The 19,486-nt window shown below is 53.5% G+C and carries 29 protein-coding genes and 2 pseudogenes; 4 read left to right on the forward strand and 27 right to left on the reverse strand.

The features are described from left to right. Positions 1 to 15 precede the first annotated feature (15 nt). The 16 genes from traC to traM form a co-directional block, all read right to left on the reverse strand. Complete coding sequence (gene traC / locus K2184_RS25830) at positions 16 to 2,655, reverse strand: type IV secretion system protein TraC (protein WP_064381374.1); 2,640 nt, start codon at positions 2,653 to 2,655, stop codon at positions 16 to 18. A 130-nt stretch (positions 2,656 to 2,785) separates the two neighbouring features. After that, the gene (locus K2184_RS25835; protein WP_064174410.1) at positions 2,786 to 3,190 is read right to left on the reverse strand and encodes a hypothetical protein; all 405 of its coding nucleotides are present in this window, start codon (positions 3,188 to 3,190) and stop codon (positions 2,786 to 2,788) included. Then, positions 3,187 to 3,411, reverse strand: coding sequence for a hypothetical protein (locus tag K2184_RS25840; protein ID WP_064381372.1), 225 nt, complete (start codon positions 3,409 to 3,411; stop codon positions 3,187 to 3,189). The genes K2184_RS25835 and K2184_RS25840 overlap by 4 nt, the downstream gene beginning before the upstream one ends. A 23-nt stretch (positions 3,412 to 3,434) precedes the next feature. Further along, the gene (locus K2184_RS25845; protein WP_049071697.1) at positions 3,435 to 3,728 is read right to left on the reverse strand and encodes a hypothetical protein; all 294 of its coding nucleotides are present in this window, start codon (positions 3,726 to 3,728) and stop codon (positions 3,435 to 3,437) included. Positions 3,729 to 3,756: 28 nt separating this feature from the next. Then, positions 3,757 to 4,161 (reverse strand): hypothetical protein, encoded by a 405-nt coding sequence (locus K2184_RS25850; protein ID WP_064381370.1) that lies wholly within the window; start codon positions 4,159 to 4,161, stop codon positions 3,757 to 3,759. 116 nt (positions 4,162 to 4,277) lie between these two features. Further along, a complete protein-coding gene (gene traV / locus K2184_RS25855; RefSeq protein ID WP_064381368.1) occupies positions 4,278 to 4,859 on the reverse strand; it encodes a type IV conjugative transfer system lipoprotein TraV in 582 nt (193 codons plus the stop codon). Between the two features lie 22 nt (positions 4,860 to 4,881). Further along, positions 4,882 to 5,106, reverse strand: coding sequence for a hypothetical protein (locus K2184_RS25860; protein WP_064381366.1), 225 nt, complete (start codon positions 5,104 to 5,106; stop codon positions 4,882 to 4,884). Continuing rightward, positions 5,087 to 5,683: a conjugal transfer protein TraP gene (locus tag K2184_RS25865; RefSeq protein ID WP_136404571.1), complete on the reverse strand. Its 597-nt coding sequence runs from the start codon at positions 5,681 to 5,683 to the stop codon at positions 5,087 to 5,089. Before K2184_RS25865 ends, K2184_RS25860 begins: the two co-directional genes overlap by 20 nt. Continuing rightward, positions 5,676 to 7,091 carry an F-type conjugal transfer pilus assembly protein TraB gene (gene traB, locus K2184_RS25870; protein ID WP_064381364.1) on the reverse strand — a complete coding sequence of 472 codons (1,416 nt, stop codon included), beginning with the start codon at positions 7,089 to 7,091 and terminating at the stop codon, positions 5,676 to 5,678. The genes K2184_RS25865 and traB overlap by 8 nt, the downstream gene beginning before the upstream one ends. After that, positions 7,091 to 7,831 (reverse strand): type-F conjugative transfer system secretin TraK, encoded by a 741-nt coding sequence (gene traK, locus K2184_RS25875; RefSeq protein ID WP_064381362.1) that lies wholly within the window; start codon positions 7,829 to 7,831, stop codon positions 7,091 to 7,093. Before traK ends, traB begins: the two co-directional genes overlap by 1 nt. Next, positions 7,818 to 8,384, reverse strand: coding sequence for a type IV conjugative transfer system protein TraE (gene traE / locus K2184_RS25880; protein WP_020323527.1), 567 nt, complete (start codon positions 8,382 to 8,384; stop codon positions 7,818 to 7,820). Before traE ends, traK begins: the two co-directional genes overlap by 14 nt. Before the next feature lie 19 nt (positions 8,385 to 8,403). Continuing rightward, complete coding sequence (gene traL, locus K2184_RS25885) at positions 8,404 to 8,709, reverse strand: type IV conjugative transfer system protein TraL (protein WP_020323523.1); 306 nt, start codon at positions 8,707 to 8,709, stop codon at positions 8,404 to 8,406. A gap of 13 nt (positions 8,710 to 8,722) precedes the next feature. Next, positions 8,723 to 9,088 carry a type IV conjugative transfer system pilin TraA gene (gene traA, locus K2184_RS25890; RefSeq protein ID WP_064381359.1) on the reverse strand — a complete coding sequence of 122 codons (366 nt, stop codon included), beginning with the start codon at positions 9,086 to 9,088 and terminating at the stop codon, positions 8,723 to 8,725. A gap of 63 nt (positions 9,089 to 9,151) precedes the next feature. After that, positions 9,152 to 9,316 carry a TraY domain-containing protein gene (locus tag K2184_RS25895; protein ID WP_032426810.1) on the reverse strand — a complete coding sequence of 55 codons (165 nt, stop codon included), beginning with the start codon at positions 9,314 to 9,316 and terminating at the stop codon, positions 9,152 to 9,154. A gap of 175 nt (positions 9,317 to 9,491) precedes the next feature. Continuing rightward, positions 9,492 to 10,184 (reverse strand): hypothetical protein, encoded by a 693-nt coding sequence (locus tag K2184_RS25900; protein WP_064381358.1) that lies wholly within the window; start codon positions 10,182 to 10,184, stop codon positions 9,492 to 9,494. A 237-nt stretch (positions 10,185 to 10,421) separates the two neighbouring features. Further along, positions 10,422 to 10,814, reverse strand: a complete 393-nt coding sequence (gene traM, locus K2184_RS25905) for a conjugal transfer relaxosome DNA-binding protein TraM (protein WP_032426796.1) — start codon at positions 10,812 to 10,814, stop codon at positions 10,422 to 10,424. Positions 10,815 to 11,248: 434 nt separating this feature from the next. Here traM and K2184_RS25910 point away from each other — a divergent pair, with 434 nt between their 5' ends. After that, on the forward strand, positions 11,249 to 11,743 hold the full coding sequence (locus K2184_RS25910; RefSeq protein WP_020314755.1) for a transglycosylase SLT domain-containing protein: 495 nt from the start codon (positions 11,249 to 11,251) through the stop codon (positions 11,741 to 11,743). 22 nt (positions 11,744 to 11,765) lie between these two features. On the opposite strand, the gene K2184_RS25915 is transcribed toward K2184_RS25910, so the two are convergent. Continuing rightward, positions 11,766 to 12,308, reverse strand: coding sequence for an antirestriction protein (locus tag K2184_RS25915; RefSeq protein WP_020804853.1), 543 nt, complete (start codon positions 12,306 to 12,308; stop codon positions 11,766 to 11,768). On the opposite strand from K2184_RS25915, the gene K2184_RS25920 reads away from it, so the two are divergent. Then, complete coding sequence (locus tag K2184_RS25920; protein ID WP_373639624.1) at positions 12,303 to 12,764, forward strand: hypothetical protein; 462 nt, start codon at positions 12,303 to 12,305, stop codon at positions 12,762 to 12,764. The genes K2184_RS25915 and K2184_RS25920 overlap by 6 nt on opposite strands. A 169-nt stretch (positions 12,765 to 12,933) precedes the next feature. On the opposite strand, the gene K2184_RS25925 is transcribed toward K2184_RS25920, so the two are convergent. The 4 genes from K2184_RS25925 to K2184_RS25940 form a co-directional block, all read right to left on the reverse strand. After that, positions 12,934 to 13,767, reverse strand: coding sequence for an N-6 DNA methylase (locus tag K2184_RS25925; protein WP_032744240.1), 834 nt, complete (start codon positions 13,765 to 13,767; stop codon positions 12,934 to 12,936). Positions 13,768 to 13,813: 46 nt separating this feature from the next. Beyond that, the gene (locus K2184_RS25930) at positions 13,814 to 14,044 is read right to left on the reverse strand and encodes a hypothetical protein (protein WP_032744242.1); all 231 of its coding nucleotides are present in this window, start codon (positions 14,042 to 14,044) and stop codon (positions 13,814 to 13,816) included. A gap of 90 nt (positions 14,045 to 14,134) precedes the next feature. Next, positions 14,135 to 14,482: a hypothetical protein gene (locus K2184_RS25935; protein ID WP_020804856.1), complete on the reverse strand. Its 348-nt coding sequence runs from the start codon at positions 14,480 to 14,482 to the stop codon at positions 14,135 to 14,137. A gap of 55 nt (positions 14,483 to 14,537) precedes the next feature. Beyond that, on the reverse strand, positions 14,538 to 14,876 hold the full coding sequence (locus K2184_RS25940; RefSeq protein WP_020804855.1) for a hypothetical protein: 339 nt from the start codon (positions 14,874 to 14,876) through the stop codon (positions 14,538 to 14,540). Positions 14,877 to 15,202: 326 nt separating this feature from the next. Here K2184_RS25940 and K2184_RS25945 point away from each other — a divergent pair. After that, a pseudogene (locus K2184_RS25945) lies at positions 15,203 to 15,321 on the forward strand (hypothetical protein); the annotation flags it as partial. 376 nt (positions 15,322 to 15,697) lie between these two features. Here the strand turns inward: K2184_RS25945 and K2184_RS25950 are convergent. The 3 genes from K2184_RS25950 to K2184_RS25960 all read right to left on the reverse strand — a co-directional run bounded on the left by K2184_RS25950 (position 15,698) and on the right by K2184_RS25960 (position 17,172). Continuing rightward, positions 15,698 to 16,573 carry a DUF4942 domain-containing protein gene (locus K2184_RS25950; protein ID WP_020804024.1) on the reverse strand — a complete coding sequence of 292 codons (876 nt, stop codon included), beginning with the start codon at positions 16,571 to 16,573 and terminating at the stop codon, positions 15,698 to 15,700. A gap of 48 nt (positions 16,574 to 16,621) precedes the next feature. Then, complete coding sequence (locus tag K2184_RS25955) at positions 16,622 to 16,852, reverse strand: hypothetical protein (RefSeq protein WP_020804025.1); 231 nt, start codon at positions 16,850 to 16,852, stop codon at positions 16,622 to 16,624. A gap of 92 nt (positions 16,853 to 16,944) precedes the next feature. Continuing rightward, the gene (locus K2184_RS25960) at positions 16,945 to 17,172 is read right to left on the reverse strand and encodes a hypothetical protein (protein WP_022644716.1); all 228 of its coding nucleotides are present in this window, start codon (positions 17,170 to 17,172) and stop codon (positions 16,945 to 16,947) included. A gap of 257 nt (positions 17,173 to 17,429) precedes the next feature. Between K2184_RS25960 and K2184_RS25965 the strand changes: the two are divergent. After that, positions 17,430 to 17,597, forward strand: a pseudogene (locus tag K2184_RS25965) (hypothetical protein); the annotation flags it as partial. A 389-nt stretch (positions 17,598 to 17,986) separates the two neighbouring features. Here K2184_RS25965 and K2184_RS25970 read toward each other — a convergent pair. Genes K2184_RS25970 through psiB form a run of 3 tightly spaced genes read right to left on the reverse strand, consistent with a single transcriptional unit; the run spans position 17,987 to position 19,466 of the window. Then, positions 17,987 to 18,310 (reverse strand): hypothetical protein, encoded by a 324-nt coding sequence (locus K2184_RS25970; RefSeq protein ID WP_020314937.1) that lies wholly within the window; start codon positions 18,308 to 18,310, stop codon positions 17,987 to 17,989. Next, positions 18,307 to 19,035, reverse strand: a complete 729-nt coding sequence (locus K2184_RS25975; protein WP_020804460.1) for a plasmid SOS inhibition protein A — start codon at positions 19,033 to 19,035, stop codon at positions 18,307 to 18,309. Before K2184_RS25975 ends, K2184_RS25970 begins: the two co-directional genes overlap by 4 nt. After that, positions 19,032 to 19,466 (reverse strand): conjugation system SOS inhibitor PsiB, encoded by a 435-nt coding sequence (psiB, locus tag K2184_RS25980; RefSeq protein WP_086619021.1) that lies wholly within the window; start codon positions 19,464 to 19,466, stop codon positions 19,032 to 19,034. The genes K2184_RS25975 and psiB overlap by 4 nt, the downstream gene beginning before the upstream one ends. Positions 19,467 to 19,486 lie beyond the last annotated feature (20 nt).

Here is a 19,486-nt window from a genome sequence, read left to right on the forward strand (position 1 = left end):
CTGCATTCTCTTCCATCAGCGGTTTTCCTCTGTGTCGTTTTCAGATATCCGGGATTCAAGCTCAGCCATCTCCCTGTCAAAGTTCCGGCAGGCCAGACCGTACACCGCATCGTGAATATCGACACCTTCTGCCCGGCGCGCTTTCATGTACTCAAAATCCGGACCTTTGGAGGAGTACATCGCCCGGCTGAGCGGGTCGACGAACAGGCGGTGCCAGGAGCAGTTCGCCTCCACCTGAAGCATGAAGGAAGAAAACCACTGCTCTTTTGCCGAGCCAAAACCATTAATCATGTCTTTCTCCAGCTTGCTGAACTGATCCGGATACAGCTGGTTATATTTTGCAAATTCCTTGGCCGACTGTTTCAGAATGGCCTTGTACGACGAGTTCCCCCAGGCTGCCCGTGCAGCGCTCGATGCGGTCGGCGAGTCGAAGTCGACGATGTTCTGGGTGATGGTGATATAGGCCCCGGTGTGCCGGCGCGCCGTCCGGTAGCCCTTCTCAATGAAGGTCCCGACCTTCTCGTTTTTGAAGTCCAGCAGTCGCCAGCCTTCATCGATAACGTTGAGTTTTTTCAGGCTGCGCGGGGACTGGTACATCCGGTTCTCGATATAGATGATGAGCGAGAACATCACCGCGACCAGCAGGGACTGGCGCGACTCCAGCCCGCCCAGTTCAAGAACCACCATCCGGGCATCGTCGTGCAGGGACGGCTCATCAGAGTTGAAATACTCCCCGTACAGCCCGTTCACCGTGTACTGGTCGAGCAGGATAATCATGTCATCGAGACGGCTGCGCACCCCCGGTGAGTCGGCGTATTCATCACTGTCTTTCTCGCTCTGGAGAAAGGCCACCACATCATCGATACGCGCCTTGTTGCGCTTACTCAGCCAGGCCGCCCGGACCGCCTGCAGGAGAAGACCTTCGTGTACTTCATCCAGGTTGCCGTTGGGACTGGCCATCACCGACATCTGGTCGCGGATACGCTCGGCGGACAGGTCAAAGTTAGCGTCGTCGAGAATATTGGCGAACGGATTAAACTTCAGCGAGTCGCCGTCGAGATACACGCCACCCATGTTTTCACACAGGGACTTGTAGCCGTCGCCCATGTCGAACACCCAGGCAAAACCGCCGGAGTCGAGCACGCTGCGAATGAGGGGCTGGATCAGACCGGTTTTCCCCGCCCCGGAGGTACCGCAGACCGCCATGTTGAAATTGGTATTGTTCATTCCCTCGTAGAACAGATCGATGAACGCCAGCTGGTTACGGTAGGTGGGGGCCAGGAGTCCTGCCGGCGCCAGCGGGCTGTCAGCGACAACCGGCAGAAGGTTGGCCACCTGGAACGTCTCAGCCCGCTTCACCACACCTGCCGCCTGCAGCTCTTTAAACAGGCCTTCGCCGCATTTGAACGGCATCATGGCCAGAAAATTACGCAGGTGATGGTAGCGGGCCGGGATAAGCTGGAAGCCGCCCTTACGGTAGCTGTTGAGCACCTGCTGTTCGGTAGCGAGAGAGGCCTCTGCGTTGTCGGCGGTATACGTGGTGATGTTAAAGAAGTAGGACACCAGAGAGGTCTGGTTGGTCGCCAGACGCTGGCGGATATCGCCCCACTCCTGCACCTCCTTTATCACGTTCGGAAAATACTTCGCGTAGGAGGTTTTGCTTTTCTTCTCCACGTCCATGAATTTCAGGTTGGCTTCGTTCTGGGTCTTCACCTGGTCCTCGACCATCAGCGTCAGCGTGATGACAAAGGGGCAGGAGATGGAGAGCTCCGGGTTCAGCAGGTTGGCGTAGTTATCCGCCGCGGTCCAGAGAAAGGCGATTTCCGGGTCACACTCCAGGTGGTAGTTCGTCACCCGGGTCACGCACTCTTTCCCGTCGCGCCCCAGGCGGCCGATTTTCAGGTGACCGGCCGTGACCTGCATGTCAAAGCTGTCATCCACGCACTGGTAGTTCAGGTCCTGATACGGGTCCAGCTTGTACGGCACCCGGTACATCTCATGCGGGTCCGGGTTAATCAGCTCCCGCATCAGCTCGACCAGCCCGGCTGCATCGAGGATACGCGTCGGGATGTAAGCCCCGCCGAGCGATGCCCGTAACACTTTAATCTGGTTCTCCAGCTCCACAATTTGCGTGGTGGAGTTCTTCTTGCGGGGCACGCAGCAGGAGATGTAGACGCGGTAGTTACGCAGCGTCAGGGGCAAATCCAGATTGTCCGGCAGAGGAAACTGTGTTTCGGCTGCCCGGAGGTAGTAGGCGCGGGTGATGGCATTAAACTTTTTAGCCTGTGTACCGCTCCAGCGGAATTCACGCAGGCCGTAGTCGATATCATTCCCGACCAGCTTACTGGATACCAGATGAAAACTGACCGGCACCCCCCGGGGAAGTTTACTGCGCAGTAAATGCTCCAGCGTGGAGACGATATCTTTATCCGCACCGGGAAGCGGGCGCGCTTCAAACATATAGCCGACGGTTTTGTTATTAATAAACAGCCCGGTCGCAGAGTCGTAATCCCTGTAAGGCAGGATACGGCTGAACTGGGGGAAGTTCATGCTGCCCAGCGTGTCATTGGCTTTGGCAGATTCGTCGGGCAGCTTCAGCGCAGAGACCAGCGAGTTCACGGCCTGCGCGACGGTATCCATGATGTTATTACTCATGCGAGCATTCCTTAATACATTTTAGAAAATCAGAGAAATATCAGGCTGCGGGTCGTGGATATATCACGCAAAGCCATTTTTAAATCGCAGACGCAAATAAGCACCGATAGTCGCTCAGGCAAAGAAATAACTATTTACCTGCACGCTTATATAACTCCCACTGGCGGATATACTCATCATACTGAACCTTCGGTATGTTAATGATGACGCCGGCACAATCCAGTTTATTAACAGGTTCGGTAAATATGCCCGTCGGAATGTTGACCTCCAGGAGTTTACAGTCGTTCTTCCAGTGTTTCCCGGCCTCCAGTTCATCCATCGTGAATGACTGACTGGTAAAGACGATAAGTATGACAAACGCCACCACTGCCATAAGCGCACTAAAGAAAAATACATTAGCCCTGCAGACTCTCAGATTAATCTTTTCAGGGATAACAAACATGGCCAGCGCACCGACAACACCGATAACAAAAAGAATCAGGCATACGCCAATAAGCCACTCAATATTATCCCCCTCAAGGTAATAAGCTCTCATTGACTGCCTCCGTTCAGTGTTTCCATCGCATTGTTCAGGGGCTCACGGGTTTTAACCTCAATGCACTCACCTGTATTACTTCCGAACCTTCTGTTGCCTCCACGCGCTTCGACTGCACGCAGCATTTTGAGGCACACATCCGTATTGGGCATAGGTGTAATACTCCAGATACCACCGGCACTGGCCGGTGTCATCAGCACCAGAAAAATGAAGGTATGCATACCTTATTGTCTCCGTCTATAAATTAACGACCGAACAGTTCTTCGAGTAATGCTTTGATAGTTGTTATTTTCTTACCGCCATTTACCGCGCTGTCATAATCAGCCTTGCTGACATTTTCAATAACATCACCACACTGAAGCCGGTTTTGTGCGGGAGATAAAAAACCTCTGTTAATATTCGATTCCAGCAACCGGCAGTCATTTATCCAGTGACGGGTGAGTGTTTCCGGTACCGTGTCATGGCCGGGATAAAACACCAGGGCATATACTGTAAACGTAAATACCAGCGCGAGACCCCACTTGAATGGCTCACTCATAACCTGTCTTTCCTTTCAGTTAATAACATTAATGCTCTTTATTTACAGATGAACTTCCCTCTGGCCTGTACTTAACAGGAAGGTAGCGGGTTATCCCATCAGGGCAGGACCAGGCATCTTTTGTTGCCCCGAATAACCCTGCCTGTTGTGCTTCAAATGCGGAGACCTTGCAGTTCTCAAGAATAAAAGTGATTTCGTTCTTTTTTTCCTGGATTTTTACATATGTAACCTCTGGTTCAACTGCAATAACACTTACCATTACAGACATTAAGAATGCAGCTATCATCCAGATTATCCTGCTCTTTTGGGTTCTGAATATATTCTTTAAAAAATAAGCAAAAATAACCCCAGCACCCGTAATCATTAAAATCAGTGCTATGTATACCGGCTCTTCTTTCAGAAGAAGCCAGATAAATTTAACAACTTCAGTCATTACCCTATCCTCCGGACACGCTACCGCCCTTCCCTTTCAACGCGCAGGGTACTCGTTATAAAGCCAGTGATAAGAAAGCGCGTACCGCGCCGTTAATAGCGCTGGTGTGCGGGGTATCAGTTAATCCGGGGCTGGCCCCATGCCGATGGCGTTACCACAAATAACACCGTGGTGGGCTGGTGATAGACGTCTTCAGCATCGATATACGGCGCTATCCACAGGGAGGCCGTCTGTTCCCCCTTTCTGAGTGGCCGGGGATAATTGCCCGGCAGCGTCGCCGGAGAGCGGAATGTCGCCTGACTGACCGGTAAAGACATTTTCACTACCGGCAACGACTGCATCCTTTTCTCGGTTTCAAAATATGCGGCTAAATTGTTTGCAGTTGGGTCAGTAAGGGCCACTGCACGTGCTCGCGATTTATCCTCAGCCACTCTGGCCAGGGTCAGGTCGGGTTGCGGCGGCAGCGGGTAAGATACCTGCGACGGCGTTCTGAAGTTGCCGTCAGCCAGTCGTGGCAACCCGGCCGCAGCCGGCTTTGCGGCACTCTCCTCCCGGGCCTTCGCTTTCTCATTCGCCTGCTCCATCGTCATACAGGTATCCGATGTCGTGGCATTACATTCGAATTCCGTCTCTGTGCCCGCGCACCCGGTTAAGAGCAAAGCGCTGCCCAGAGGAATTAACAGCATTAATTCCTTCATGATATTTCTCGCTATTTATCAGTTATTTTTTCAGGTTCATCCTGAACAGAGTGTTTGCCTTAATCGTCCGGACAAATTTTTCCCGCTCACCCGGACTCATCGCACCGTAAACACGCTTAAGCTGAGTGACATCCGATCGGGCAAAAATCAGTTCTGATGAAAACGCTGTTTTTCCTGCACCAGGCTCCCCGACTGGGACCGTATTACCGGTTTCATCGGGGTATGGATTATTTCTCTTTGTTTTCATTTTTATCTTCCTCGTTAAATCTGGCGGAAGGGTCATAAATCACGATGGTCTCACCGCGTTTCTGATATCCGGCCAGTAACGGTGATATCGCGCCTTTGCCGGGTCTGCATCCGGGGAAAACATCCCCCCGCGCATCCCTCACCCACGTGATACCTGTTCTGCTGGCAGGGGTACGGCCGAAAACCACCGCGACACCCGTAAACACAACCGCCATCAGAAACCAGAGCCAGAAGATGTTTTTCGTGTAGCCCTGGTCGATATGTGCTGCATACCCTGCTGCATCCGTACTGAAAGAAGAGCAATCCTCCTGTAAAACAGGAGGCAGTAATGGCTTCACCGCATCACCATTGAGTGCTTCGCGCGAAGCGGGTCCCGTGCAGTCGTGAATGACATATCCTTCCCGCTGCACCGATTCGATGGTATTCACCAGCATCTGACCGGGCGTGATATGACCACACCACAACGCTGTTACAATCAGCAGCATCATGGTGGCCATCGGGTACACCACTGCGTACTGAAAGAACCAGCGAAGCCAGCGCAGCGCGGACAGAACGAGAGCGGTGCGGGACTTAACCATGATTTTCTCCCTGCGCTTCTCCGCCTGGTGAGAACTGGCGAGGGTCAAGTTTGCCCAGCTTCTTCAGCATCTCGTCAGTGTTAAACCCGTTCAGGTTGCTGCCTGACTGTTGCGCTTCAGGCTGCGAGACCGGCTCCTGATTCTGCGCCTGTTGTTGTCCGTTCTTTTCCGCCTCCAGCTCCTCAATGGTTTTCAGCTGGAACCCATCCTGAAAGACCACCGTCACCTCATTGCCGGCCCCAATCGGAATGACGGGGTGGTACTGCTCGGCACGTTTGATGTAGTACTCGCTCAGCGTCTGCGCCGCTTTCGACGCACCGCCGCCAATCCCCATTTTCAGAACGTCGCCGGCACCGACCGTCGCCGTAGCCCCGAGACCCACGGACGGCTGTGACGCCCGTTCCATCCCCTGACCAATTCCGTCAACAAAGCCAGCACCCCAGGCCCAGCCGAGGATTTTGCCGTTACGCATCACGACTTCCCCTTTCACCCCGTTCTTGCCCATGAAAGAGACGTGCCCGGCTATCGGCTGGTCGATGGTTTTATCGCCTTTGATACAGCTGATGTTCCGGGTACGGACGATGGCGCGCTCACTGGAGACATCCCCCCAGGCTTCGAGACCGACAAAGCAGCCGGTCAGGTCATACGTTTTGCTGTTCGGCATCTCGACACGCCCCACCACACGCAGCTGCATCGGCACCGTGGATTCGTTACCCGTGACAGAAGCATTCGCATCAGCCCCTTCAATCAGGATGCTCTTCGCAAAGCTGCCGGATGGAATGTAAGGCAGCTCCCGGCCTTTTTTACCCCTGTCGTAGCTGAAGGTCTTGCGCTGTATCTGGTTCGGGACCGGTACAGACTGGTAGCTGACCTGTGGCGGTGGTGTGGTGCCGTTGCCCGGATAAAATGCCGTCGGAGGCGGTACCGCGCCGCCGGACTGCGGCGGATAGCTGGCAGGCTGCGGCTCGCCTTCCGGGCCAGGAGGCGGAGACGGCGGTGTTGGCGCAGGTTCGCCGCCAGAGACAGCCGGCTTAACGCCCAGCGCCTTCAGCTGTTCCTGCATGGCCGCATTCTCATTGCTGAGTTTGTCGATACGGACCTGGTCTGCATTCCGCGCTTTACTGAGCAGGTCCACTTCCCCCTGCAGGGAGGCAAATCGCTTGTTCAGGTCTGCCGCCGTGGCCTGCATCTCGGTGGTGGCATGCTGCTCCACTTTGCTGTTGAAGCTGCTGTCGACCACCCCGGTCATGTCCGGTGCGGGTTCGCCCTGAGCAGGGGCCTCTTCATCAGAGCTCAGGTTCAGCTCTGACAGATAAAGACCGCCACCAACGGCAGCTGCACCGCCGACAAGAATGAGACCCAGCCAGACGTACTGTTTACGCTTAATCAGCGTGTTGAAGTTCGCCATCAGTAGCGCCCTCCCGCATCCGACGTCGTGACCCAGACCTGCATCCGGCCACCGGCGGTCAGCAAACCTGCAGGCGTACTGAGCATGACGGCGCGCGTGCCGGGCTGCCAGAAATCGCTCTCACGCACCATACGAGGCGACAGCGAGACATTATCCAGACTGTAACGGACGACCTTCAGGTGATGCCCTGTCCAGACCTTCTCTGCCGTGGCACGCAAACCGGCTGGCACCGCCAGCGTTTCTGACGTGACCGGGACAGCCTGATAGTCACCGGGAACGCTGCCCTGGCGCACGGCGCGGTTCAGAGAGACCAGCACAGACTCATACGGGTTTGACTCTTCCCAGGCTTTTGCCGGGCCCGGCGTGCCCGACAGTTCACTGACCAGCTGAATGGTTCTCCCGACGCCTGCGCGCGGCACGGCACGGATGGAGAAGTTCAGGCCGCGCTCAGTTTCCACGATAAAGGTGAACGGCTTTTTACTGACGGTGGCCAGAATGGCGCCACCGCTGTCGGTCTGCTCCTGGTTGGTCAGTCCGCCATCCAGGCTGTTAATCGCGGTGATACGGTCCCCGGGTACAGTAAAAAGGTTCGGGTCGGTGTTACTCACCGCGATATTAGCCTGCCCGCCGTTTGTCAGAGGGACCACGGTCGGGGCCAGCGTCCCACTGAGGGTGGCGGACATCGCAGGCACCGTAAATAACAGGCAACCTGAAATAAATAACGGATTAATTTTTTTCATTATTTATTTCTCCGAAACGCGCCAGCCAGCTGACGCCGTCGACACGACTGAACTGAATGACATAACTTTTAATTTCGCTGTAGGGTTTCGAATCACCAATCCATGTTTTCAGCTCCCCCCTGATATCAACGCGGTTCTCCGCAGGCCAGGCGCGGACAGACGTCATATAAAAGGTGGCGTTAACATTATTTTCTTTTATTCGTTTCGCATCTTCAGCCAGCTGGACCTTAAGACTGTTCTGCGAGGCCGGTAATACATACCGGAGCAGCTGCTGATGCTGGGCATCAACCGTTTCCGGTGTGACGTTAAGACGAAGCGCAATAAAACTCAGCCCCAGTTGTTCAATATAAGAGGCGTCGGCCTGATTCTGTGAAACCGCAAACGGGGCACTGAATAACATCGGTGTCACCGCCACTTTCTGTTCTGTCTGAAGGCGGTAGTTATTAATGCCCTGAATGATATTTGTCGCAAGACTGAGGGTAAAAAGCGTCCCCAGACAGATAAATCCCACGGCGATAACACGCGTGGTATCTTGCCTGGCACCATGTTCCATATGTTATTTCCCCGTTGATTTATTTAATCCACTGCCGGAAACAGGAGTCCGGAACATCATGAAAGAAACCTTTAAGAAGGGAGGTTGGCAGATACCAGTAAATCAGGTCGCGTAGCCAGGAACTGCCCCGCCCTTTTTTCAGTTTCTTGATACCCCAGAAAACCAGTGCCGCTGCAGCCATACCAAATATGAACTTGCTGGTCCAGAAACCCCAGCCGAGACAAATCACGGCCGGGATAAGTTCATCGAGATATAAACCAAACCAGCGGGACTGGTTAGTCAGTGTTTCCGGGAAACGGTATTTCTTTAATTCGTCTCCCGTCATCACTTATTCCCTGTCAGTAACCGGCGACCGACATACCGATGGTGATAAAGGTGGAAATAATGGCGAAGCCGAACAGGAATTTCACGTTCTTGGTCATCATGTACATGATGCCACCTGCGATAACTTCAGCCAGTACCACCCACTTGACCACGCTGGAAGACTTACCGAAGGTACCCTTGACCGTGGTATCACCGGACTTCATCAGGTCAGTCGTGGTGGTGGCCATCGCAACTTCCGGGAAAAACGCCGCCACAGCAGCAACCGGCAGCGCAACTTTAGCGACTTTCAGGGCTTTCTTTTTGTTGAAAACGCTGGACAGAAAAGACGGCTTAGTTTCTTCAGAGACAGCGGTGCCCTGAACACTTAATACAGCATTCATGTTTATTTCCTTTTAAATAAGAATGATCGATATATAAAACAGATTTATGACTATATTGCTAAATCACTCCTCCTGTTCACCTCCTGGTACGGTAAGTTCTGAGTTATAAAAGTCCGGAAACCTTTCAAGATGATCTTTCAGTCTCAAATAGGCCTCGGATGTTTTACTTCTTCTGCTTCTGTCTTTTGCTTTGATAAGTCGACGATTAGTCTCTTCATCCAGTTTCAAAAGCACATTTTTTCCTGGCGCAGGTCGTGCGTTACTCCTAATCGCTCTTTCCAATCGACCTCCAAAAATAAGATTACCAACTCTTAAAAAAGTTTACATTTGCGGGATTAAAAGTAAACAAATTAAGGAGGGATTTTGAGTAAATTATTTTCACAATTCAATAGTACGTATTGTACTATTGAATTAACAAAGAATTAACATTACCCTTTAGTATTTTAATAACATCCCCCACAACTCTCCCATAACTAAGAGCATAAATAGAAGACAATATAATATAGTCACGATCGGGGAAATTGAGATCGTTTTTTATATGACGAACTGCATTTCTGGATGTCTGTTCTTTAACACCTGTAATTTTAGATATAGTGGCATGAGAAAACCCAACCGAATAAAGATTAAATATAGCCCAATCAGAACTGGCCGTTTTTGAAATGCGGTCTATATATTTTTCCATCTTTGATGAAAAATCAGCATATTCTTTTGCATGATCGCATATAGCCTCACCCTCTCTAATAAAAACCCATCGGCTATATTTCTCATCATCAAGGTGAAAGCTCTCAATAAAAACTGTCCATGATATATCCCCAAAACCAATACCTCTTACCAAAACAGAAGAATCTTCCGTAAAAGATTTAATTTCCGACTGGATAAGTTCTATTTTAGTTTTTAAGGGGAGCGCCGAAAACCAGGCAACAGATGTTACGGAAGTTAAGAAGATTTTGTCAAAAAGAGGGCTAGTATGAAGGAATTCACCTTGGGTGTTTCTAATGAAGGAAGGGCAAGATGAAAAGTTGAGCATCTCGCTAAAAGAATGAATGGTTTCCGTTTGACTAAGTACAGTAATTTGACTACGATCCTTCGCACACATAGGCGCCTCCTTATAAGGTATCTATGGATAGTTAGCGTCAGAAGCCGATACTTCTGGCGCTAATGCATCTTAAATTTTTAAACTACCCCTGAATTATAAGACCCACATCTAGAAAAGTCATCCAATAAAACCAGATCTTTATCCTGAATAATTAAAGCAGAAAAGAATAATCGTTCATTTTGAATAATGAAAATTCAAAATAAATTCAGCAAGACACACTATACGAAAATTCTTATGCTATTCATCCGCTTCCTCCTGCTCATCAGGAAAGAATGTACGCATGACTTCCTGAACATCCTCCTGGATATTTTGAACCATACCCTTCCATTGCCACCGGGGATCATCTTTGACATGAGGACTCAGGCACTCAATGCCCAAAACTTTATTCACTGAAAATTGTGTTTTCACAACACTTTCAAGTAAGGCTCTGTTGAACGCCATCTGATTAAATCCGGATTCTTTACGTTCCATTTGAGCTTCATAAACCCGAAGGCCCAACTCAAGTAACATTGTCGATATACTGGAGAAACTGACATCCTTCTCCTTCGCCCCCTCCATTCTGCGTTTTTCCACTATTGCATTAATTTTCTCACACACTTCATCACTGGGGTAGGCCTGCACTTTGCCCATATCGTTCTCCTTATAAAAAAAATCGGGACTGAATCTATTAACCGGATGCAAAACCATGAGAAGGACTCACGATTCAATTCATGAATTGAATCGTGTCTCAGGCCTTTATTTAGCAATTCACTATGCGAATCACATCATGAATTGAATTACAAGTCAATTCATCTTAACCATCTGATTCTAATGAGGTGAATCGTAAACGATTCATTAGCGAATCATTCATGAATTGTCAGTGAATCTTTTTTAATTCACTGACACATTAGCTTATATTAAATAAAATAATATAAGCCACGTTAACTCACTGTTTCCAAATAGCAATCTGCAAAATTTTAATTTTGCGTGGGGTGTGGTGATTTTGTGGTGAGGAGTGCATATTTGTTGAGTCTGGTTCTGGTCTGGGTTAACGTAATTACAGGAATCGGCCCGGAGGGAGTCTTTTGAGAAAAAAACTGGCGTTTGCTGCCCTGTTATTAATATCCACGCCTGCATGGGCCACGGATTGTTTTGATATGGCGGGACGGGATTACCGGATTGATCCGGATCTGCTCCGGGCTATTTCATGGCAGGAATCGAAATGGGTGGTGGATGCTGTCGGTAAAAATCCGGGAACAGGATACGGTGCCGGACTGATGCAGATCGATTCGCAGCACCATGCCCGGTTATCGGAGTTCGGTATTAAACCGGAACATCTTCTGACGGATGCCTGCCTGAATATTTACACCGGCGCGTATTATCTGGCGCTGGCGTTTAAGAAGTGGGGCGTCAGCTGGGAGGCAGTCGGTGCCTACAACGCCGGATTCCGCAGAACGGACAGGCAGGACATGCGACGACTGGCATATGCGAGAAAGATTGAGGCTATCTACAGGGCCATCAAGGCAAATAAAAATGCCGGACAATCCCGGGCTGTTAAAAACGAAAGACCTCATGAATGAGGTCTTTTTTTCAGATATCTGATTAGTCTATCGCCCGCCAGATTAAATGCCGTTCGGGATGATGAATAATGCTGATATAATCTTTCAGTGCATCCTGACGGGAAACCAGATGTTTACAGACGCGGGCATATTCCGGCCCCATATCCGCCACCTGCCATGACAGCCAGTTCATTATCGTCAGCGTGGCAATAATTCCTGCTGCATCGGCGCTGACGTCACCGTCAAAATAATTGCCGGGGATGCGCATCCTGTAAGACTGTTTTCCTTCCGGCGCAATGTACCCGGTCTGCGTGGTGATGAACTGAATACGGTTCGGGGTAATATTCCCGCCGACACCCTGCGGAATAATCCAGTAAGACCAGAATCCGCCATCGTAATCCGAATGCTGGCGTAACCAGCTCGCCGCCATATTATCGGCTGACGGCGTAAAAAAGAGGGCCGGGATAAAATCCAGACGCTCATCGCCATCGGTGACGGCATAACGCAGATATTTGTCTGTTATAAATTGTTCGTCTGATTCACGAGTGGCGGTGTTGACGTTGGGGTTGACGTTTATTGTGTGCATGCTGAATGTCTCCTTTGCGGTTTATTAAATCGTTCGACTTCATCACTGAGCGGCAAAGGGCAATTTGCAGCTGACGGGGAGGAAATAAAGGGGCGCGAAGCGTTTATACACCCCTTTATTTTTGCCACGGCGGATGCTAAAAGCCGCCCTCCGCGAAAAGATGATGTCGGGCAATATAGCGCGGGGCAGAGCATGCACACAACCCGGAACGTCAATTCGGTCTTTATCGAATTCACGTTCCGGCCATCAGAGTGGCGGGTATTTATCGCCACGGTGAAAGCGGCGCATCCTGATAAGGATGCAGCAAGCGCGATGTTGAATTTGCGTCAGGATGGAAGCCCGACAGGGCAGAGACAGCTTGCTGGCTCTGTTCACGACAGCCGTGTCCCGCCAGGGACGACGCCCGGACCAGTTTTTATTATTTTCAGCGCAAAGGATAAATACCAGAACAGATAGACAGCAGGATGCCGGATGAAATATAACAGTGACAAATAAATAATAATGAAGAGAGAAACCCGCGACGGACTGATACGGGCGGCGCGTAGCGCAGCCGGTATTATCCGGCACCGCAGGTGCGCGGCCTTTTTCCGCAGTCGGGCAGGTTATCCCCTGCCCTTCCGGTTATTTACGCAGCCTCCTGTATCCCGCGCATAAAGTCCCGCATCGCCCTGAACCGGGTCAGGTCAGCCAGCCGTTTTTCAAAGTCATTGAGGTAGTACACGGGAGTGTATCTTACCCGCCGGAACTGCATTGTCAGGGTGTTACCCGTGACCACTTCGGCGGCAATCCCCAGCAGAGACAGCTGGATGAAAGCCATATCTGCCGCCACCGGATCGATATCGATGCAGCTGCCGAACATGTGCATGGAAGGATTGATATCCGCTTCGAGCAGGCATTCGGCATATGCAATCAGCATCCCGGCGGCACCACAGGCCGGGTCGCTGACCGTGGCTATCCCTTCCCGGCGGATAGTGTCCCTGACGCCCGGCATCAGCATCCGGGCCATGAGGGACTGGACCGGATATGGGGTAAAATACTGCCCGCGAAAGTTATCGCCCAGCTCAAGCACCATGAAAATGGCGCCGAGGAAATCATGAAATTTAGCCTCCAGTGCGCACACCATCATGCAGAACATCTCCTGCATCTTCGCGATATCTGACGCCTCATAACGCGCGCAGATTTTCCGGCAGTGCTCAATGCTTTCCGGCGCTCTTATCCGGGCCATATCCAGTTCACTGGCGGCCAGTGACAGAAAATCACTGAACACCTCCCAGCGTCCCAGATGGCGACCCGTGTCTTTAAACACGTGGATAAACCGGCTCCGGCTGTGCTGCTCACTCATCAAACGCTGAACAGAAGGCACCACTTCCGCGACCTGCGCCCTGACCTGGATCACAGGGCTATTCTCAGCGGTTTCTCTGGCCATGTTGAACACATCGGCAAAACTCAGCTGCGACATACAATTACCTCCGCTGTTGCCGCTCCCGAAGGAGCGGCTCACCTTATCAGTTACATGCGCGTTTGAGTTCAAGCGTGCGGAGCACCTGCCCGAAGGCGGTGTTGTTCATCGCCGGGATATGGACGCCGCGCCCCTTGCGAATGCTCCGGGCAATATGCCGTCCGAAGGCTTTCAGCGCCGGGTCAATCTCCCGCGCGGCGATGTCATCGCGCAGAATGCGCTGGTGACGGCGGGGCTTTACAGCCTCAGTGGAAGGTGAAAGAATAGTCAGGGTCATACAGACCTCCATATATCGTGTATGTGAAGCCGAAAAAATCGTTCCCGCGACTTTTACGGCGTGGATAAAGCAGGGTTTTCCCTGCTTTTTTCATTTCCGGAACAGGTTAAATTCCTCCTTAATGCGCGTTTTAATCTGCGCATGGCTCAGGTTGCACACATCCCGCAGCCGGAAATATCTGGCTCCGTAGCGGGCATAAATCTCTGTCACGTCACCACAGACCATTTCCTGCAGCATGAACGTCTCCCAGCCACCGCTCTCACTCGTTGACCAGTTGAGCGGGTACATCAGACCCAGCGCGTCGTGGAAGGCGTGAACGTCGATTTCAGCGGGCGCTTTCACCGCCGCTTTCTGGCGACTCATCCAGTACTCGCGCTCGGCTTCGGCAGTGACCTGCATTCCCGGACGGGCTGAGGATTCAGTCAGGTGTAAGTGCATGGTTTTCTCCTTCGGGTAAGGGATGGCAGCAACATGCCGCCACCCGTTTTTTTGTCTATTCGTTTTCCGCCAGTTCACTCATCAGCACATCGCGGGCTTCCTGCGCGTACCCTTCTTCAGCCAGCGTCAGGATGTAACCGCGTTTTGCCGCCGCGCCCATGAGCGCCGGGCGGTCTTTCAGCGGCAGCGCGTCCAGATAATCCAGCGCATCGCCCAGCACGCGCGCCTGATACAGCTCGTAATGCATCCCGCAGCAGCGCCCTGCCTCTTTCTCGATGCGCGCAAGCACCACATCGGCGCGGATAACATCGAACGGGTTAGCGGCGTGGATATTGCGCACAAAGCCATCAGTACGCAGAACGGACGATATGGAATGAACGATGCGGGTATTCATGAATGTTTTCCTTTTTCTGACTTTAAGGTTTTAAAACCCTCACCCGTTGAGTTGCCGGGGCCGCGGTTTTGACGTTTTGCGGGGACCTGCTGCTCTGCTCCGCTGGTTGTTACCTTCACCCGTTTGAGAGCCGTTCGCCGCAAGGGCGTAAACGAGCACGGCCCGGTGAAGCCGTCCATGCCGGACGTGAAAAGTTTTTGCGGGTCCAGGCAAAAAGTTTTTATGGCCGTGCGCCAGCAGTGCATGGACGGCAAGACGGGTTGTGCTTGTCTCAGCCCCGGCGAAAGGACTCAAAAGGGTGAAACGGCACCAGGTAAGGAAAGAGCAGGAACCCGCCGCAACGTCGGAGAAGCGGCAGCGAAAACGGCGTTGCCCCTTACAGCCCGGCGTCAGTTTGCCGGGGTGCGAAAAGCGCAGGCCACGGCGCGACAGAGGCGGCGCATCCTGACAAGGATGCTGCAAGCCTGCCGTTGACCTCAGACATCAGACACTAGCCGGCAGGCCCGAAACCGCCTGGCGGGTTCGGCGGAGCTTACCGCGTCCTTTCGCGGTTAGCGGAGTGTGGCTCGACGACTGAACCGCGCCAGCGGGTCAGGAGCCGAAGGTGTCCCCGGGTCTGGCCTGTCAGAAAGAAACAGCAGAAGAGAGAATGGAACAGGGGAAGATATCAGCAGAACAGCCAGAGCCAGCCTGAAACAGAGATACCAGACCTGTGACAGAGTGCCCGTGGCAGCGCGTCAGCGCAGCCCTGCCACGCGCCGCAGGCAGGTTTTCGGCGGACGGTCAGACAGTGACGGGGGAACGAGTCCCCCGCCAGTGCATCAGACCACCGGCGGCAGCGCCCCCGGATAGTGCCGCGCGATAATGTCGTTCACCTTCTCCACGAGGTCAGGCCGGGTAAAGGTGACGTGCGCGGACCCTTTTTTGTATGTGCGTACCGTAAAATACTCACACGTGAACACCTCGCCCACACTCGCTGCGCCGCCCTGGCTGATAAACGCGCTCAGGTTTGCCCCCTCTGAGACGCGGTTGTCGGGTATGGTCTTTCCGTCGAGTAACCAGAACGGGCGGGCAAGGTCATCGATGCGGTTCTGTGCATACGTGCGCACGGAAAAATACAGCCCGCGATGATTGTCCAGGACACCATCAATGATAATTTTCTTTCCCAACAGGCACGGATTATGCGTTTTGTAGTCCCATGAGAGATTGCGGAACACATCGATCACGCCCTGCTCAAACGTTTCGCCTTTGCTGGCGTTAAGCGCCCGGAACGTGGTGATCACGTTGTCCAGCGTAATTTCGGGGCAGTTGTCGCTGTATAACTGCGCGTCCCATTCCTTACGCTGCGCCTCACTCATTAGCGTAAACATGCCCGTATCATTCATCAGGCGCGTCCAGATGTCGCGATCTGCATAGCGGCAGACGCTGCGTTTTAAGGCAGCTTCCCGCGTGGCGCTGCGGTCGGCTGACAGGCTGCGCTCAATGATGTCGGTCATGCCTGAGATCCACCCGCGCCCGGATGCTTCAAAAATGAGTTTCTGCGCCTCGCGTAGCAGCCTTATGGCTTCCAGAAAAGCCGCCACGCCGCTGTTACGCTGCGCCACAATGCGCTCGACGGGCAAAGACGGGATGACCTCTCCCGCGCCGCTGTGGGGGGTAATGTCGACGCTGACAGCCTGTGTGGTGGTGTGATTCATGATGTCCTCCTTCTGCTGTTGCCGCCCCTTTCGGAGCGGCTCACCTGGTTAGTTAAATGCGCGTGTCAGTTCGAGGGTGCGGAGCACCTGACCAAAATCGGCGTTTTTCATCGCGGGGATGTGAACACCACGCCCCTTGCGTATGCTTTTTGCGATATGTCGCCCGAATGCCCTGAGCGTGGGGTCAATTTCCGGCGCGGGAATATCGACGCGGGGGATGCGGGAATGACGGCGGGGCTTTACAGCGCCGTCAGACGGTGAAACAATAGAAAGGATCATTGAGTTAACTTCCTTTGGTAGTTAATGAAGCCGCAAAAAATCGTTGCTGCGATTTCTGCGGCGTGGAACAAGCCGGGTTTACCCGGTTTTTTTCATCTCTGCGTTTTGCTCTCTGCTTCTTCTGCCTCCTTTTGCACGTTGTCGGTAATGTCTTCGGGATCGCCCAGAAACCAGCCCTGAACAGGTTTGTAACGCTCAATAAACGCCTTAATTGCGCCCTTTCCGGTCATGGCTTTCACGCGGGTAAACATCGGAATAACGCCTTTTGCGTCGCGTCCGGTAAAGGTGATCTGATAAACACGCATCGCCTGTGTCTGCATTTTTTCCTCCTGATTTTTAAAGAACATCACCCGTTGAGTTTCATTCGTCGCGGTGTTGACGTTTCGTGGGGTAGCTGCCGGTTGTTTCCGGGTTGTGAACCTCACCCGTTTGAGAACCTTCGCCGCAACGGGAAAGAACAGACACGGGCCGGTGCAGATGTCCGGTACGGAGGCGACATTATTTGTCGGGTTTTCGGCAAAAAATGTCGCCGGAGAGCATCAGCGGTACTGGACAGCCAGGCGGTTTGTGGCGGGATATTCCCGGGCGAAGGGGCTTAAACGGTGAAAGGCGCACGGAACACCAGGGCAGGCACCCCGGCAACGACGGGGCGCGACGAGCGAAACGGCGTTGCGCCTTACGTCCCGGCGTTTTTTTGCCGGGATGCAGGGAGCGCAGGCCACGGCGCGAAAGAGGCGGCGCATCCTGACAGGGATGCTGCAGGCCTGCCGTTGACGTCAGACATCAGACACTAGCGATAGCCCGAAACCGCGAGCGGGTTCGGCGGAGCTTACCGCGTCCTTTCGCGGTTAGCGGAGTGTGGCTCGACGACCGGACGCGCAGCGGTCGGGAGCCGAAGGTGTCCCCGGGTCTGGCCAGTCAGAAAGAAACGGAAGAAGAGAGAAAGCAGCAGGAGGAGAGACTCACCCTGTCAGAAAACCGTATCAGGGAGACAAAGGATTTAAGATCAACAATGCAGTGACAGGATCAAGAGGAGCGCGTCAGCGCCCCTCTTTTTATCCGTCGTTGTGCTTTTTTTCTTTCAGACGTTGCAGGCTCCACACCGATGCGCGCCTGAACCGGACCTCACCCGATTCAGGTCTGAGATTTTCCCCGGAAATAGTCTGGTCGCCCCTCAAGCTCCCTCTCAATCAGTTCCTCAGCAAACAGGGGCGCCATCCTGTTGACCCGACGCTCAAGATTCCTTCGACGCGCAGCGGCTTTGCGCTCATCACTCCAGCGCTTAATCTGCCGCTCATCGGGAAAATCCACGCACACCGCATACCCGGCGCCCGCCACCCAGCGCGACATAATGGATTCAGGCGCAGGCTGTCCCGCCTCCACCACTTCGGATGCCAGTTCATGCGGTCCGGGACAGGGCGATGGTAATTTCCAGCGCAGAGAGTAACGCCATTTCATCCCCGCCTCCGGTCCGTCAGTTTGTTCGGGACCTGCCAGCGCTCCGCCTGACGGACAGCCGCCGGGGTGTCACGCACAATGAAGCCGATTTCATGAATGACCCCGTACAGCGGTTCCTTCGCGTCACGCAGCCAGTCCAGGGAAGCCAGCGACGCAAACCGCGACCGCCAGTGCCAGAAAGCCGGCTCCAGCTCGCGCGCGTCAAACTCTTCGGCCCACCGGCGGTACCAGCTGCTGACCGTTTCCGGGGACTGAAAGTTCAGCTCCGTGACGGCCTGCCCCAGCAGGTTCTGCCGCAGCCGCCAGTGATGTGCCAGCGTCCGTTCTTCCCGGCGCATCCTGCGGGTGAACGCGATGTTTCTGCGCTGCAACCGACGCTCTGTACGGGTGTGCAGCACTTCCGGGAACAGTTCAGCCTGAACGTCCACCGGCAGCGGCAGCGGGCAGCACTCCCCGTGGCTGGCAATCAGTGCGTCGAGCGCCTCCTCCACCTGTTTGAGGCTGCTCAGGCGATGCTTCGGGTCCCAGTTGAGGCCGGGAATGCGCTGTGCCACGGTCGTGTTCATGCGGCTGTTCCCGGTCAGCAGACGCAGGAAGGTGCGCACGTGTGGCATGGCGGGCAGACGCGCACCGAGACGGCGGGATTCCTCCACCGACAGGACCGCCTGCAGCGCTGCCTGCCGGGCTGGCTTCAGGGTCACCAGAGACGTTGTTGATGCGTTCACTGTGCGCCCTCCATGACCAGCATGCTGATGATGCTGGCCTGACTGTAGCCATCGGCATCGAGCCGGGCAACCAGACTCAGCGTGTGGCTGATGGCTTCCGGCGACCAGTCCGACAGGGTGCTGATAACCGAGAACGGACGACCGCTGGCCGGGACAAACACCACCATCCAGTCCGGAGAGATATCGCCGGGACTGCACACGGCGAGATGATAGTTACCGTGTGAAGGCGTGAAGCGGATCTGTACCGGGAAAAAGCCCCCGAACTCGCTGCGGTACTCCCCGTTCATGTCCCAGTTATCCGGGCAGTTCAGGTCACGCATCACGGCATGGGTCAGTTCGCGGCGCAAATCCTCCCCTCCTTCGCGCCAGTCTTCGTATTCCTGTGGGATCATGGTTTTCAGGACATCGGGGGTAATAATATTGCGCATCATCGTCTCCTTATCGCCGCCCC

Origin of the sequence: Klebsiella sp. K5-306 (assembly GCF_051835185.1) — a bacterium.
Taxonomy (GTDB): Bacteria; Pseudomonadota; Gammaproteobacteria; order Enterobacterales; family Enterobacteriaceae; genus Klebsiella; species Klebsiella oxytoca.